This window comes from Pseudomonas neustonica (assembly GCF_003797945.1).
Classification (GTDB): Bacteria; Pseudomonadota; Gammaproteobacteria; order Pseudomonadales; family Pseudomonadaceae; genus Halopseudomonas; species Halopseudomonas neustonica.
This window is the reverse complement of sequence record NZ_RKKU01000012.1, coordinates 58,834-73,128: the sequence shown is the minus strand read 5'-3', so window position 1 is coordinate 73,128 and position 14,295 is coordinate 58,834. Positions and strand designations below refer to the sequence as shown.

Genomic DNA, 14,295 nt, shown 5'->3' with positions numbered 1-14,295 from the left:
AAGTAAAGAAGGGTATTGCGCTGAGAAAAGGGACGATAAATGCAGCGTTGTAGGGCAGTTTTGGTGGGCTTGCTGGTTTTTTGCTGCGCGCATGTGTCGCAGTCGATCGCAGCGACGCTGAGGGTGGGGTTTGGTGCTAGTAAACCGCCCTATGTCTATGAACATGAGTCACGCGGGCTCGAGTATGATCTGGTTGCGGCTGCGCTGCGTGAGGGCGGTGATGAGTTAAGACCCTATTATGCGCCGGCTGAGCGCCTGCATCGTATGCTTAAGCAAGGTGAGCTGGATGCCATGGCGACTACTGGCAGCGCCAGCGATCTGGGCGCTTTCTATTCTGACAGTTACATCGAGTATCAGAACGTGGTCGTTAGTCTGGCCAGCAGGGATATTGTGCTACAGCGTATAGCGGATCTGGACGCGCTCTCGGTGAGTGCTTTCCAGCGCGCACGCTATATGCTGGGTGCTGAGTATGCTGCCATGGTTGGGCGTAATCCGGCGTACCGCGAAGAACCGCGCCAGATTATCCGTAGCTTGCTGCTCTATGCAGGTCGCGTGGATGCGGTGGTGGCTGATGAGCGGATTTTTAACGCGTTTAATCCGCTCATAGCTGGACAGGTCGATGTAGCGCAGCCGATAACCATTCATCGGCTGTTTGCGCCTACGCCTTACAGCGTTGGTTTTGTTGATAGTGCAGCAAGAGACCGCTTCAATACTGGTTTGGCAGCGCTTCGCGCCAGCGGTGAGTATGCCCGCATCGTGGCGCGCTACGCTGCTCAGTGATGCGGGCGAATACTTCAGTTACGTCCTTTTTGCCATTCACTCTTGAGACTGTTCCAGAAGGTTCTCAGGCTCAGTACCTTGTGGTCTACCGCATCAATAAATTCATCTAGATGCTCGATAAGGTCGTGCTGACTTTCATCGTTGTCCTGGTGATGAGCCAGTTGGTTTTCCAACTGGTTAAGTGATTCACGCAAGGCCTTTATGCGCTCTTCGGTTTCCTGTCGACTGTGTTGACTCATTGGTTCGCTCCTTGCGTTTAAATTTGGCCGATGCCGATCAGTGCGAGTGGTAGCACGAAGAAGGTGCCGCCGATGTAGCCGGCAACATAAAGTTTGTTGCGCTGAGCCAATGTGGCCAGGCCTTCGGCAAGGCGCGGTGGGATCTGGCGTAAAAACGGGATGCCGTAGATAACAGCGATGCCCAGCAGGTTGAAGAACAGGTGAACTAGTGCGATCTGCAAGGCGAGCACCGCGTTGTCGCCGCTTATAGCGGTGGCGGCCAGCAAGGCCGTTACGCAGGTGCCGATGTTGCTGCCTAGGGTAAAAGGGTAAACCTGGCGCATCGAAAAAACGCCGGTGCCGGCTAGTGGGACGATCAGTGAAGTCGTGGTTGAGGACGATTGCACCAACACAGTAATAACGGTGCCGGACGCCATGCCTGAGATCGGCCCGCGACCAACACTGGCGTGCATTATATCCTTGGCGCGCCCCACCATCACCTTGCGTAGCACACGGCCGATAGCTGAGACGACAAACAGAATCATGCCCACGCCGATCAGGATCAAGGCGATACCCTGCCAGACAGATCCTGGTAGCCAGGATACACACAGCTTGAGTAGGTCAATGGCGGGCGCAAGTACGGTTTTCATCAGATTGACGCTACCCATGTCCAGGCTGGCGTCGCTCACCAGGAGTGCGGCGACGACTTCCGAGCTGCGCTGCAATGGGTGAAAAAGCAGCTCGATCGGTAGCAGGATAATCACGGCCAGGATATTGAAAGCGTCGTGCACCGTAGCGGCAGAAAAGGCACGGCGAAACTCCTCACCGTTGCGCACGTGACCCAGTGCAACGATAGTGCTGGTCAGCGAGGTGCCGATGTTGGCGCCCATAATCAGGGGAATGGCAATTTGCACCGGCAGGCCGCCCGCTACCAGGCCAACAATGATCGAGGTTACCGTGCTGGAGCTTTGGATCAGTGCGGTGGCGACCAGCCCGATCATCAGCCCGACAAAGGGGTTGGTGGCGAAGGCGAAAAGCTCTTTGGCATTGGCGCCAGCCGCTGCCTTGAAACCACCGCCGATGGCACCGACGGCCGCCAGCAGTAAATACACCAATACCACCACGGTCAACCAGGAGAGCCATTGGCGGCTGGCGGGCTGGGTAGGTTCTTGTGAAAGCGGTTCCTGCGCAATAGAGGGGGCTTGGCTGCTCATCCAGGGCGTCCTGTTTCAGTGAAGGTTATGCTGGCCTTCTACTGTCTGCCGCGATTGCGGTGAAAACATGACGACGGGATGAATTTGCGATGACAGGGTGCTGTGGCTAGTCCTGTGCGGCCAGGAAGTCCCTCAGCATGTCGGGCGGTACGTCGCGCTTGTGGCTCAGGCTCGCGTCTCCAGTATCGGGGTGGAATACGATCAACAGCTCTTTTCGTTCAAGCTGCTTGCGTACCTGCGCAACGCGTTGCTCAAGACTGTCCTCAAAGCCATTATCGGTGCCGTCACGGGTGACGAAATCTTCGAGCAGGCGTTGCAGGGTTTCGGTTTCGAGCATTTGGTAAGGGATCAGCATGGGGTCGACTTCTCGGATGACTGTAAGTGCAATGGTACACTCGCAGGCCCTTGATTGACCGATTGACCTGCAATGATTACTGATCCGCTATTTTACCTGTACGCCATACCTGCCGTCCTGCTCTATGGCATTGCCAAGGGTGGCTTCGGCGGCAACATAGCCATCCTGTCAGTCCCTCTGATGGCGATGGTCGTGGCGCCGCAGCAGGCCGCAGCGATTCTGTTGCCGATACTCTGTGCCATGGATCTGGTCGCGCTGCGGACCTTTCGGGGCCGCTGGGATAAAACCAACCTGCGTATTATTCTGCCGGCAGCGTTGGTGGGGGTGGCGTTGGGTGCGCTGACTTTTCGCTATCTTAACGATTCCCATATCAAGCTGTTGATCGGCGGCATTGCCTTACTGTTTACGCTGAATATTTTGTTGCGCAGGGGTGTTGCTGACCCGCGTCCAGCCAGTCTTTGGCGTGGCAGTTTCTGGGGCATGATATCCGGCTTTACCAGTTTTGGTATCCATGCTGGTGGCCCACCTATCAACGTTTATATGTTGCCGCAACGCCTGGAAAAAACATTGTTGATGGGCACCATTGCGGTGTTCTTTACCGTAGTCAACTGGGTAAAGGTGCCGGCCTATGTATATCTGGGCCAGTTTTCCACCGAGAATTTGCTGACCTCTCTGGTTTTGCTGCCGCTCGCGCCCATTGGTGTGCGGTTGGGTTTCTGGATGCTGCAGCGTAGCAATGAGCAGTTAATCTATCGTCTTTGCTATATCTTTCTGTTTTTTACCGGTGGCAAACTTTTCTATGAAGGGGTTATCGGCTTGGTTGCTGCCTGATCAGCCGTTTCAGGCTGCTGTACAGGGGTGTGCTCTGGACAGGTTTGGCCAGGTAGTCGTCCATACCTGCCGCCATACCCTCGAGGCGGTGGCTGTCCAGAACATGGGCAGTCAGCGCCACAATAGGTATGCGTCTTAGGTGTTCGCGTTGCTCATGGGCGCGGATACGTCGCGTTGCCTCAAAGCCGTCCAGTACGGGCATCTCACAGTCCATCAGAATCAGGTCATAGCGCTGTGGATCATCCCGGTAGGCGCTTAAGGCCTCGGCGCCGTTGACTGCAATGTCAACGCTATAGCCGACCTTCTCCAGTAAGGTGCGCACGACCAACTGGTTTACCTTGTTATCTTCTGCGATTAAAAGATGCCCACCCGTCTGCTCGGTTGCGCTGTCGCGGCTCTGGATGTTGTTAGCGCCAGCATCGTGATCCAAGGCTTTTACTTGCCGCATCAGTTCGCGCATCTGCGTTGGTAACACGGGCGTGCTGTGAGTGATTAAACCCGGGGGCGCTACAGAGGTTGCGGGCTGAGTATTTGGGCTATGTAGCAAGAGTGTTTTTAGCTGCTGTTGCAGAGCTGAATGCACCAGCCGGTCTAGGGGGGCATCCGCTATCCCTGCAGTGGCCAATACCAGCAGATCATAGCCTGCGATTGCCGGTTGTTGGCTTTGGTCATCCAGGGCGCAGCAGGTGACATTGCAGCCGAGGCGTTCCAGTTGTAAGCGATAGGTAAGTTGCGCTCTGGGTTGCGCTGCGACGAGCAGCACCCGGCTGTCGATGCTGGTTGTTTGCGTTACTTCAGCGGCGGCTTCAGGCAACGCGATAGTGAAATCAAAGCAGGCGCCATTGTCAGGTTCGCTGACCAGGCTGATCTGGCCTCCCATCAGGCCAACCAGTTCTTGGCTGATCGTGAGTCCGAGGCCGCTGCCGCCGTAGCGTCGGGTCGTGCTGCTGTCTGCCTGAGTAAAAGAGCGGAACAGATTTTTCCTGGCCTCGACCGCAACGCCGATGCCGGTGTCGGTCACCCTGAAACGCAGTTGCCAGAGTCCTGTCTGGTCCTTGTCGGGCAAACCGGTCACATCGATCGCTACATGGCCACGTTCGGTAAACTTGACCGCGTTGCCAAGCAGGTTGAGGAGTACCTGCTTGAGCCGGGTCGGATCACCGATCAATTGGCCAGGTACCTCGGGTGCTAGGCTGCAGTAAAGACTCAGGCCTTTGTTCAGGCTTTGCGCGGTAAACAGGCTGGCAGTATCGGATACCAGTTCCTCCGGATCGAAGGCAATTGCTTCCAGCTCGACGTTTCCGGACTCCAGGCGGGCAAAGTCGAGGATATCGTTGATAACCGTGATCAAGGTATTGCCTGATTTGCTGATGGTATCCAGGTAATAACGCTGTGTGCCGTCCAGTCGGGTGTCGCGCAGCAACTGCAGCATGCCCAGTACGCCGTTTAGCGGGGTACGAATTTCGTGGCTCATGCGGGCAAGAAAACGGCTCTGCGCCTGCGTTTCCAGACGTGCCTGCCGTGCTTGCTCGTCAGCCTGGTAGCGCGCTTCCTGTAGTGCCTTGATTCGATCGGCGAGGCCCAGCGAGAGGATGAACATTTCTACGCAGATACCCAGCTTGACCCAGGTCGTACCGTAGGAGGAACCAAAGAACTCATAACCGAGTGAGCCTGCGGTAGACAGCATCAGCGAGCAGAGCAGCAGCACCCAGGCGCAGGTGTAATAGGAACCGTAGCGGAAGCCCGCACGCCACACGCGCAAGCCGCTGAACAGCAGGATGGCAGAGCTGACCAGGACGAACAGGCTTGCTGCTCGGTTATACAGGTCATGACTGATCAGCGGCAGCAGCACCATGCTCAGCAAGACAAGCACTATCTTGGCCTGTAGCAGGCGATCGAGGCGCGGGAAGTGCGCTGCGGTATGCAGGAAGTGCCGACTGAACTGCGTCGCCACGGCGCAGTGCATGAACATCAGGGTATAAATTGACAGCGACTGCACCGTATTACCCGGTGCCACCCATTTCCATAGCACGCCGTCGAACGCGATCATGAACAGCATCATATTGAAGGCATAGATCAGGTACCAGAGGTAGGTTACCTCGCGCAGCGATACCAGCAGGAAGAGGTTGTAGGCAAAGAGGCCAAGCATGATTCCGTAGAACAGCCCCGCAGCCAGAGAGCTGTTTTCCTGCGCCACGGCGTTGGCCGGCCAGGTAGAGGCATATAGCGGAACGACTACGGTGCTGGTGGTTTCAACGCGCAGGTAGAAGGGGTTGTCACCGGGCGCCAGGGTTACCGCCAGCCAGTGATTGCGCACTTCGATAGGTCGCTGCGCTTCGCTGATGTGATCGCCGCTTTGCTGGTGCTGAACGCCATCTGTGCCAAGTTGGTACAGGTCCAGCTGATCGAGCAGGTTGTAGTTGACCTCAACTACCGCATCCAGCGGCAGCTCGTTTGGGTTGCGCAGGGTAAAGCGTAGCCACCAAACCGAATCATTCTTGCCCTGGTTAACATGCTTGCCGTTGGTAGTGCGCCAGTCTTTTGCGGTCGTCTTATGCAACACCTGGTCCAGCGACATGCTGGCGCTGGGGTCCTCAAAGATCTGCAAGTGTGAGACCAGGTTGACCCGCGGAGTCTTGGTGTCCAGGGTCACAGCGGCAAGCTGCGCTGAAATAGGCTCTGTAGGCACAGGCGTGTTGGCTGAACTCGCCCCACAGTGCCAGAGCATCAGAACAAGGAACAGCAGGCTTAAGCGGCGCTCGCGCATCGGTATTCTTACCTGATCAAGCCATCAGCTGATTATTGTCTTTGTGGTGCGATGGCGTTGGCCAAAGGCTAGCACAACCTGGTCAATCTGGTGATAAGCCGTGCGTGCCTTTCTGACTACCGGTTTGCTCGCCACGGATCAGGCGACGTAACAGAAAGCGGTTTGGATGTACCGCTTCTGCCAGGTCCCTTGGCAGTGGTAGCGGTTCGCCGGTGATCCAGGCCGCCACCAGCTCGCCGCTCAGAGGGCAGCTGATCAGACCACGTGAGCCGTGCGCGGCGTTGATATACAAATCTTGATGCCAAGGCGCTGCTGAATCGGGCTGTTGCGAGGCATCCTTGGCCAGTATCGCGTAGCACTGGTTGAACGGGTCGGGGTCGGCGATGGGGCCAACCAGCGGGAGATAATCAGGCGCGGTACAGCGCAGTGCCGCTCGGGCTTGTAGTTCATCGGCCTGTTCGCGATACGGCGCAAAGCTATCGTTGAGTTGTGGCGATAGTGCGGCAAGCAGGTCCAGGTTACTGAGGTTCTCTTCGGCACTGGGCTGGTTGTCCAGCCGATCAAAGCGGAAACTGGCGCCCAGGTGGTGCTGATCCTGTTTGGCGGGTGATATGTAGCCATCTGCACACAGCACCGTTTTCAGGTTGAGGCTATCAGCGGTGGCCGGCAAGTGGGTGATCTGACCGCGAATAGCCTTCAGCGGCAGGTGACCACTTTGCTGGAAGCGAGCGCTTTCATGGGCGCAGCAGATAATGACGACCGGGGCGCTGACCAGCGTGTCGTCAGTCTGATCAATAATGTGCCAGTTGCCGTCTTCACGCTGCAGACGATCTGCACTCGCCAGTGGTTGAATGTCGATCAGCGCATGATGTGCCAGTTGGCGGCATAGCGCTGGTGGGTTGACCCAGCCAGCGCTAGGGAAGAAAAGCCCGGAGGTATTAATCTTTACGCCCGCCAGTTCGCTGGCCTGCGATGCGTTGACGGTATGCAGAAAATCGGCTGCGTAGTCCTGAGCGGCTAACTGTGATTGGCGCTCGGCTTCCTTGGCGTTTTTTGCCAGCTGGAGTACGCCGCAGGCTCGCCAGTTGTGCTCGCCCTCAGGTAGCTCACGTCGCAGTGTACGCAGGCTGTATTGATAACTGCTTTGAATGAAGCGCGACAGTGGCGGGTGATGCGGCGAGAGCTTGGCGTAGAGGATGCCTTGCGGGTTGCCTGACGCCTCCTGCGCTAGTTCTGAGTGACGTTCCAGCAAGGTTACGCGCCAGCCGCGTCGAGCCAACGCGTGAGCGGTGCTGCAGCCGGCGAGGCCACCCCCTATAACCAACGCGTGGCGTTCAGTGCGCTGTGGTGGTTTCGGTCTGGCGAACCAGGGCGGCTGCCATCCGGGCGTAACCTGGCCCCCCAGTTCGCCGCTCAGCATCTCTCGCTTGCGGCCAAACCCCTTGACCTTGCGCATGCTGAAGCCCGCTGCTTGCAGGCCGCGACGCACCTCGCCAACGCAGGTGAAGGTGGCGACCGTGGCATTGGGTGCAGATAGCCGCGCCATCTGCTGGTATAGGGCTGGTTGCCACATATCGGGGTTCTTGGCCGGCGCAAAGCCGTCCAGGAACCAGGCGTCCACGCTGGCATCCAGCTGCGGTAGGGTATCGAACACATCGCCAATCAGCAGTGTCAGGGTTACGCGGCCTCCGGCCAGACCAAAGTGTTGCCAGCCTGGCGCAAGACCGCTGTATTGCGCTAGCAGCTGGTCAGTCCATTCGGCCAGTTCAGGCCAGATGCTCAAGGCTCGACGCATATCCGTCGGTGTTAGCGGGTATTTTTCGGTGCTGACAAAATGCAGGTGTGCGCTCTTGGGGGCAATCTGATCCCAGAGCTGCCAGGCAGCCAGGAAGTTGAGTCCGGTACCAAATCCGGTCTCACCAATACAGAAGCGTGATTCGGCTGGCAGTGAGCCAAAGCGCTGGGCTACTTGGTTGTGTTGCAGGAAAACATGGCGTGTTTCATCCAGGCCAGCATCACGTGAGAAATAGACGTCGGCATATCGGATGGAAAATGGTTGCCCACCCTCTATCCAGTCCAGCTCTGCGTGGTAGGAAGTTGGCTCTGTCACTGTTGCTCCGGAATCAAAAAGTCGGAGCTATTGTAACGCTGACAAGAGCAGACTGCTGCGTTGGCTCAGGCTGATATTCAACTCATATTAGGTAATATCAGCAGCAGCCAGGTAGCAAGAAAGACCAGGGCAACAGTCGACCATTTTGGTTTTATCAGGGTTCTCATGGCGTACGCCTTTTATTGTTATGTGCTGTCAGCGCCTTGTGAGCACTTTGCGATGCGCTCGCCGCGGGTGGCGGCTTTACGCAAGGGCGCGAGACTAATGCATACCCAAAGGGGTTAAGCCTCCCGCCACACGCTATTTATATCATGTGTCTAAGGTGAGTTTAGTGATCTAAATCGCGTCTATTAGACTAATTGGCTACTAGACTCGGCGCGCATGTCGCCAAGCAATATGAAACTGCCATCATTTTGTAATCTAACGCCTGAAGCGCCTACGTGTGTAGGCGCCTAGCTTGCCAATGGATCAACTTAATTGGTCGGTCCGCGCGGCCATGATTAGATCGTTGCGATGCACGCCGCCTAGCCCATGGCTCCACCAGGTAACGGTAACCTGCCCCCACTCGGTTAGCAGGGCAGGGTGATGGTCTTCCTGCTCGGCGAGCGCGCCAACCTGATTGGTAAATGCGAGAGCGGCGCTGAAGTCCTTGAAGGAATAGACCTTTTCAATGCGCTCGACCGAGTCGACCTGCTTAACTACCCAGTCAGGCAGCTGTGCAAGCAGGCTATCGATCTGTTCGCTAAGCAATTTTTTTGCATTGGCTTGGCTGGTATCGAGTGCTTCGGTGCTGAGATCAGACATTGAGTTCTCCTGTTTAATCGAGTGCTGACCAGCATAGCAGCAGGTCAGCGCTTATAACGTGCTCTGCTACATAAGCGTATGATAGCTAGCAGTTCGTTGGACATTCTGAGTTGGGGGCATATGTGATTCGCTTGCGGTGGCTAAGACGGGGCCTTCGGTTTATTGGATGGCGTGCAGACAGCACTAGCCACCGAGAGAAAGCGATATCGGCATTGGGCACCACGGTGTCCCTGTTGCTGATCTATTGGACTACTCATCTTGGCTTTGGTGCCGAGGGTGCGCTTTGGGTTACCGGTTCCATGGGGGCCAGTGCGATTCTGGTGTTTGCCATCCCGCACGGCGCCTTGTCTCAGCCTTGGCCGGTGATCGGTGGTCACGTGCTGTCGGCTATCTTTGCTATTGCCTGTCTGCAATGGTTGCCGGGCACGCCCTTGATGGCTGCGTTGGTGGTAGGCGGCAGTGTGCTGGTGATGATGTATGCACGTTGTTTGCATCCGCCTGGCGGTGCCACGGCCATGATAGTCGTGCTGGGCGGTCCAACGGTGGCCGATGCTGGCTATGGCTTTGTGCTGTATCCGATCCTGCTTGATTGCGTGATCATCGTATGTGCGGCCATGTGTTTCAACAGCCTGTTTGAGAGTCGCCGCTATCCGTTGGCGCTGGTTAAGCATGAGGTTACGCGTCCACCGGGCATCGCACCGGAAGACTTCGAGCACGCGCTCAAGCAAATGAACTCCTTCATGGACATTCAATTCGATGACCTCTTGCGCTTGGTTGAGCTGGCTAACGCTAACGCACAAAGCAAGGGCGTGACTGCAGATGAGCTGACGGAAGGCCATTTCTATAGCAACGGATTACCCGGCAGCAACTGGTCGGTCCGTGAGGTGCTCCAGGTGGTCCGCAGGCCGGGCCGGGCGGGGCGAGTGCGCTACCGCATCGTCAAGGGCCGGGGTGAAGGTGGTAACGGCATCTGCCGCGCCAGTGAGTTCGTGCGCTGGGCTCGCTATAGAGTTGAGGCTGACAAGAACGGCACGGCCTGGCACCGTGTCGAAGTATCCTGATGCTGCAGAACCATAACAGTTTGCCCTGCAACAGAGGGGCAGCTGTCTCTATTCGCTTTGCCGGTCGCGTTTTAAAATAGTGTTTTATTCTCACTTTTATTCGAGTTATCCCCCATGCATGTGTCATCCGGTCGCTGGCTGTACGGTTTTTTATTGACGTTGACCACGACCATGCTCTGGGGCGTACTACCCATCTTGCTAAAGGAAGTGCTGCAGGTCATGGACCCCTATACCGTGACCTGGTATCGGTTTCTTAGCGCCGGTCTGGTGTTGTTCTGCTGGTTGGCGGCAAAACGACGTCTGCCTTCAATCAGGGCGCTGTCGTCACGCAATCGCGGTTTGCTTATCGTCGCGATCGGCGGTTTGGCCTGCAATTACGTGCTCTACGTGATGGCACTGCAACGGCTGACGCCCGGTACCATGCAGTTGATCATTCAGGTGGCGCCGATCATGCTGATGTTCGGCAGTATGCTGGTGTTCCGTGAGCGTTTTGGTATTGGCCAGCTTATAGGTCTGCTGGTGCTGATTCCGGGTTTTGGGCTGTTCTTCAATCAGCGTTTGCTGGAACTGCTGACGCAGATGACGAGCTATACCACGGGAATTCTGATCGCCATTGCCTCGGCGTTCAGCTGGGCTTTGTATGGTTTGGCACAGAAACAGTTGCTGACCATCTGGTCGTCGGTCACCGTGATGATGGTGATCTACCTGGCGTGCTCGGTGCTCTTGTGGCCGCTGGCTTCGCCGCTGGAGGTACTGCAGTTATCCACGCTGCAACGTTGGCTGTTGCTGGGCTGCTGCCTCAATACGCTGGTTGCTTATGGCGCCTTTGCCGAAGCTTTGGCGCACTGGGAAGCCTCGCGGGTCAGCGCGACCGTCGCTACCACACCATTGTTCACTTTTTCCCTGGTCGCGCTGGGTTCGATGCTATGGCCGAGTGTGATCGAGCCTGAGTTGCTTAACTCGCTGGCTTATCTGGGCGCGCTGATGGTGGTGGGAGGCTCTGCGTTGATCGCGTTGGCACCCAGCCTGATTCAGAATCTGCGCAACCGGCGGCTTCGGCGGTTGAGCATTACGCCACCGCCGGCGCCCTGATCACGCTTGGGGCGCGTGGTCACCGAGCATCAATTCGGGCCTGACCGCGGCATCGAACTCGTCTTCACTCAGATAGTTCAATGCCAAGGCGGCCTGCTTGAGCGTAGTGCCCTCGCTATAAGCCTTCTTGGCGATATCGGCAGCCTTGTCGTAACCGATAACGGGGTTCAAGGCGGTAACCAGCATCAGGCTGTTATCCAGATGCTCTCGCATGCGTTCAGCATTCGGCTGCAGGCCTTCAACGCAGTGCTCACGAAAACTGTTACAGGCATCGCTCAGTAGTCGGATTGATTGCAGCAGGTTGTGAATGATGACCGGCTTGAATACGTTCAATTGCAGTTGGCCGTTGCTGGCGGCGATGCTCAGGGTGGTGTCGTTGCCAATTACCTGACACGCGACCATTGATAGCGCCTCGCACTGGGTCGGGTTGACCTTACCCGGCATGATTGAGCTGCCAGGCTCGTTGGCGGGCAAGCGCACTTCGGCAAAACCAGCACGAGGCCCACTGCCGAGCAGGCGCAGATCATTGGCCAGTTTCATCAGGGTTACCGCCAGCTGTTTGCAGGCGCCATGCAGTTGCACCAGGGGTTCATGCCCGGCCAGGGCGGCGAATTTGTTGTCAGCGCTGGTGAACGGCAATCCGGTCAGCACGGCTACTTCACGGGCGAATTCATTGGCGAAGCGTGGCGGAGTATTAAGCCCGGTACCTACTGCAGTGCCGCCCTGGGCCAACGCCAGTACCGCAGGCATGGCTTGCTTGACCGCGTGTATGCCCATGTCGAGCTGGGCGACGAAAGCCGATAGTTCCTGACCAAAGGTGACTGGTGTGGCGTCCATCAAGTGAGTGCGGCCGATTTTGATCAGCTGTGCGTGCCGGTCAGCCTGGGCCTGCAAGGCCTCGCGCAGTGCAGCTGCCGCAGGCAGCAAATGCTCGTGCGCTTGCCGTGCAGCGGCAATGTGCATGGCGCTCGGAAAGGTGTCATTTGAGCTTTGCGACTGGTTGACCTGATCGTTCGGATGAACCGGGTGCTTGCTGCCCAGCGCTTGGCCGGCCATTTCGTTAGCGCGGTTTGCTATCACCTCGTTGGCGTTCATGTTGCTCTGTGTGCCGCTACCGGTCTGCCAAACGGAAAGCGGAAACTGCTGATCCAGCGCGCCGCTGATGACCTCGTCTGCCGCGCGTTCGATCAGGCTGGCCAGCTCTGCATCCAGCTCGCCGAGTTGGCAATTGGTCCGCGCGGCGGCTTTTTTGATGATACCCAGTGCGTGTACTACCGGTAACGGAATGCGTTCTTCGCCGATAGCGAAATGCGCAAGGGAGCGCTGAGTCTGTGCGCCCCAGTAACGCTCGGCGGGAACGTCGATGGGGCCCATACTGTCGGTTTCGGTACGTGTCGGCATAACGGCTTCCCTGAATTGCTTGAATGAATAGATCGGCTGTTGTGTGGTTACCTTGCAGGATAGTCTGCACGTGATACAGCTTGTCGACTATGCAGCTTGGACTCTATCGCGCACGGGTGGTTCGCTGCGCGTACATTTGCATTGGGCTACAATGGCAGCCCGCTTTTCCCCGGAGGTGATCATGGGCACTACCCAACAGGCATTGGAACGGGCGCTGCAGGCGCTGGCGCCAAGCCATCTCGAACTGGTCAATGAGAGTTATATGCACAGCGTACCGCCGGGTTCGGAGTCGCATTTCAAGGCCGTGCTGGTAAGTGAAGAGTTCAGTGGCTTGAATGCGGTCAAGCGCCACCAGGCGGTTTATCGCGCGCTCGGCCCGCTCATGCAGGAGATCCATGCGCTGGCGCTGCACACCTATACATCCGATGAGTGGCAGGCACGCCAACAGGCCCCAGCTTCACCGAATTGCCTGGGTGGAAGTAAGGCGGACCAGTAGCTGGCGACTGGTCGCTGACTGCTGTGGCGGCTTGAGTCTATTCAGGTATCCCGTGTCGTCAGTGGTTCTGTCGGTCGCGGCTCTTTGCTAGAATACCGCGGCGCGAAATAGCGTTCGAGCTGTCTGGATGCCTGAACGCACTATCCAAGGTGCGCCCTTTACGTGGGCGTCAACTGAATAAAAGAGGTAAGCATGTCTGCAATTGTTGTTGTGGCGCTCTACAAGTTCGTCTCGCTGGAAGATTACCAGGCCTTGCGCCAACCGCTGCTCGATACCCTTATGGCCAATGGTGTGAAAGGCACGCTGCTGCTCGCCCGCGAAGGGATCAACGGCACGGTAGCCGGGCCGCGCGACGGTATGGATGCGGTGCTTGCATGGCTGCGCAGTGATTCGCGTTTGAGCGACCTGGACTACAAGGAGTCGCTCTGTGACGAAATGCCCTTCTATCGCACCAAGGTCAAACTGAAAAAAGAGATCGTTACTCTCGGCGTGGACGGTATTTCACCCACCAAGCGCGTGGGGACCTACGTCGAGCCGCAGGATTGGAACGCCTTGATCAGCGACCCGGAAGTACTCTTGATCGACACCCGCAACGATTACGAAGTGTCCATCGGCAGCTTCCAGGGGGCCGTCGACCCTAAAACCAAAACCTTTCGCGAGTTTCCCGAGTACGTCAAGGCACACTACGATCCGACCAAACACAAAAAGGTTGCGATGTTCTGTACCGGCGGTATTCGCTGTGAAAAAGCCTCCAGCTATATGCTGGAAGAAGGTTTTGATGAGGTTTTCCATCTCAAGGGCGGGATTCTCAAGTACTTTGAAGAGGTGCCTGCCGAACAGTCGATGTGGGATGGCGAGTGTTTTGTCTTCGATAACCGCGTGACGGTGCGTCATGACCTGGCACCGGGCTCCTTTGATCAGTGCCATGCCTGCCGCCATCCGGTCTCGGCAGAAGACATGGCATCGGTGCTCTACGAGGAAGGTATCAGTTGTCCGCATTGTTACGACAGCCTGCCCGAAAAGACCCGGCAGCGGGCAATCGAGCGGCAGCGCCAGATTACACTGGCCAAAGTGCGTAATCAGCCGCATCCTATCGGTCAACCACAACACCTGGCATCGCCTAACGCCAAGGCAGACTGACCGCGACGCCAATCGCCGCCTGTGAG

The 14,295-nt window shown here is 57.0% G+C and carries 13 protein-coding genes; 6 read left to right on the top strand and 7 right to left on the bottom strand.

The genetic code is table 11. From position 1 onward, the window contains the following. The first annotated feature begins 39 nt into the window (after positions 1-39). Entirely contained in the window at positions 40-780 is a 741-nt protein-coding gene (locus EF096_RS10970; protein ID WP_123889678.1) for a substrate-binding periplasmic protein, read from the top strand. 14 nt (positions 781-794) lie between these two features. Here EF096_RS10970 and EF096_RS10965 read toward each other — a convergent pair whose 3' ends face one another. The 3 genes from EF096_RS10965 to EF096_RS10955 form a co-directional block, all read right to left on the bottom strand. Continuing rightward, a complete protein-coding gene (locus EF096_RS10965; protein ID WP_123889677.1) occupies positions 795-1,019 on the bottom strand; it encodes a hypothetical protein in 225 nt (74 codons plus the stop codon). Positions 1,020-1,036: 17 nt separating this feature from the next. Beyond that, positions 1,037-2,212: a Na/Pi symporter gene (locus EF096_RS10960; RefSeq protein ID WP_123889676.1), complete on the bottom strand. Its 1,176-nt coding sequence runs from the start codon at positions 2,210-2,212 to the stop codon at positions 1,037-1,039. Positions 2,213-2,318: 106 nt separating this feature from the next. After that, a complete protein-coding gene (locus EF096_RS10955; RefSeq protein ID WP_123889675.1) occupies positions 2,319-2,567 on the bottom strand; it encodes a YheU family protein in 249 nt (82 codons plus the stop codon). A gap of 72 nt (positions 2,568-2,639) precedes the next feature. Here EF096_RS10955 and EF096_RS10950 point away from each other — a divergent pair, with 72 nt between their 5' ends. Beyond that, positions 2,640-3,398 (top strand): sulfite exporter TauE/SafE family protein, encoded by a 759-nt coding sequence (locus EF096_RS10950; RefSeq protein WP_123889674.1) that lies wholly within the window; start codon positions 2,640-2,642, stop codon positions 3,396-3,398. Here EF096_RS10950 and EF096_RS10945 read toward each other — a convergent pair. From EF096_RS10945 to EF096_RS10935, 3 genes are all read right to left on the bottom strand, one after another. Next, a complete protein-coding gene (locus tag EF096_RS10945) occupies positions 3,376-6,165 on the bottom strand; it encodes a hybrid sensor histidine kinase/response regulator (RefSeq protein ID WP_123889673.1) in 2,790 nt (929 codons plus the stop codon). The two genes, EF096_RS10950 and EF096_RS10945, sit on opposite strands and share 23 nt — an antisense overlap. Positions 6,166-6,247: 82 nt before the next feature. After that, on the bottom strand, positions 6,248-8,275 hold the full coding sequence (mnmC, locus tag EF096_RS10940) for a bifunctional tRNA (5-methylaminomethyl-2-thiouridine)(34)-methyltransferase MnmD/FAD-dependent 5-carboxymethylaminomethyl-2-thiouridine(34) oxidoreductase MnmC (protein WP_123889672.1): 2,028 nt from the start codon (positions 8,273-8,275) through the stop codon (positions 6,248-6,250). Positions 8,276-8,743: 468 nt separating this feature from the next. After that, entirely contained in the window at positions 8,744-9,079 is a 336-nt protein-coding gene (locus EF096_RS10935) for a 4a-hydroxytetrahydrobiopterin dehydratase (protein WP_123889671.1), read from the bottom strand. 122 nt (positions 9,080-9,201) lie between these two features. On the opposite strand from EF096_RS10935, the gene EF096_RS10930 reads away from it, so the two are divergent. Both EF096_RS10930 and EF096_RS10925 read left to right on the top strand, forming a co-directional pair. Beyond that, positions 9,202-10,140, top strand: a complete 939-nt coding sequence (locus EF096_RS10930) for an HPP family protein (protein WP_439270543.1) — start codon at positions 9,202-9,204, stop codon at positions 10,138-10,140. 114 nt (positions 10,141-10,254) lie between these two features. Then, positions 10,255-11,232 carry a DMT family transporter gene (locus EF096_RS10925; RefSeq protein WP_123889669.1) on the top strand — a complete coding sequence of 326 codons (978 nt, stop codon included), beginning with the start codon at positions 10,255-10,257 and terminating at the stop codon, positions 11,230-11,232. On the opposite strand, the gene fumC is transcribed toward EF096_RS10925, so the two are convergent. Continuing rightward, complete coding sequence (gene fumC, locus EF096_RS10920) at positions 11,233-12,633, bottom strand: class II fumarate hydratase (protein ID WP_123889668.1); 1,401 nt, start codon at positions 12,631-12,633, stop codon at positions 11,233-11,235. A 181-nt stretch (positions 12,634-12,814) separates the two neighbouring features. Between fumC and EF096_RS10915 the strand changes: the two genes are divergently transcribed. Both EF096_RS10915 and trhO read left to right on the top strand, forming a co-directional pair. Continuing rightward, positions 12,815-13,129, top strand: coding sequence for a BolA family protein (locus tag EF096_RS10915; protein ID WP_123889667.1), 315 nt, complete (start codon positions 12,815-12,817; stop codon positions 13,127-13,129). Positions 13,130-13,321: 192 nt separating this feature from the next. Beyond that, entirely contained in the window at positions 13,322-14,269 is a 948-nt protein-coding gene (gene trhO / locus EF096_RS10910; protein WP_123889666.1) for an oxygen-dependent tRNA uridine(34) hydroxylase TrhO, read from the top strand. Positions 14,270-14,295: the final 26 nt, after the last annotated feature.

What these genes read in the sequence shown, in the direction of transcription:
- fumC (WP_123889668.1), bottom strand. Translation starts at nt 12,633, where the DNA reads ATGCCGACACGTACCGAAACCGACAGTATGGGCCCCATCGACGTTCCC.
- EF096_RS10945 (WP_123889673.1), bottom strand. Translation starts at nt 6,165, where the DNA reads ATGCGCGAGCGCCGCTTAAGCCTGCTGTTCCTTGTTCTGATGCTCTGG.
- EF096_RS10955 (WP_123889675.1), bottom strand. Translation starts at nt 2,567, where the DNA reads ATGCTGATCCCTTACCAAATGCTCGAAACCGAAACCCTGCAACGCCTG.
- EF096_RS10935 (WP_123889671.1), bottom strand. Translation starts at nt 9,079, where the DNA reads ATGTCTGATCTCAGCACCGAAGCACTCGATACCAGCCAAGCCAATGCA.
- EF096_RS10960 (WP_123889676.1), bottom strand. Translation starts at nt 2,212, where the DNA reads ATGAGCAGCCAAGCCCCCTCTATTGCGCAGGAACCGCTTTCACAAGAA.
- EF096_RS10965 (WP_123889677.1), bottom strand. Translation starts at nt 1,019, where the DNA reads ATGAGTCAACACAGTCGACAGGAAACCGAAGAGCGCATAAAGGCCTTG.
- EF096_RS10950 (WP_123889674.1), top strand. Translation starts at nt 2,640, where the DNA reads ATGATTACTGATCCGCTATTTTACCTGTACGCCATACCTGCCGTCCTG.
- EF096_RS10925 (WP_123889669.1), top strand. Translation starts at nt 10,255, where the DNA reads ATGCATGTGTCATCCGGTCGCTGGCTGTACGGTTTTTTATTGACGTTG.
- EF096_RS10970 (WP_123889678.1), top strand. Translation starts at nt 40, where the DNA reads ATGCAGCGTTGTAGGGCAGTTTTGGTGGGCTTGCTGGTTTTTTGCTGC.
- trhO (WP_123889666.1), top strand. Translation starts at nt 13,322, where the DNA reads ATGTCTGCAATTGTTGTTGTGGCGCTCTACAAGTTCGTCTCGCTGGAA.
- EF096_RS10915 (WP_123889667.1), top strand. Translation starts at nt 12,815, where the DNA reads ATGGGCACTACCCAACAGGCATTGGAACGGGCGCTGCAGGCGCTGGCG.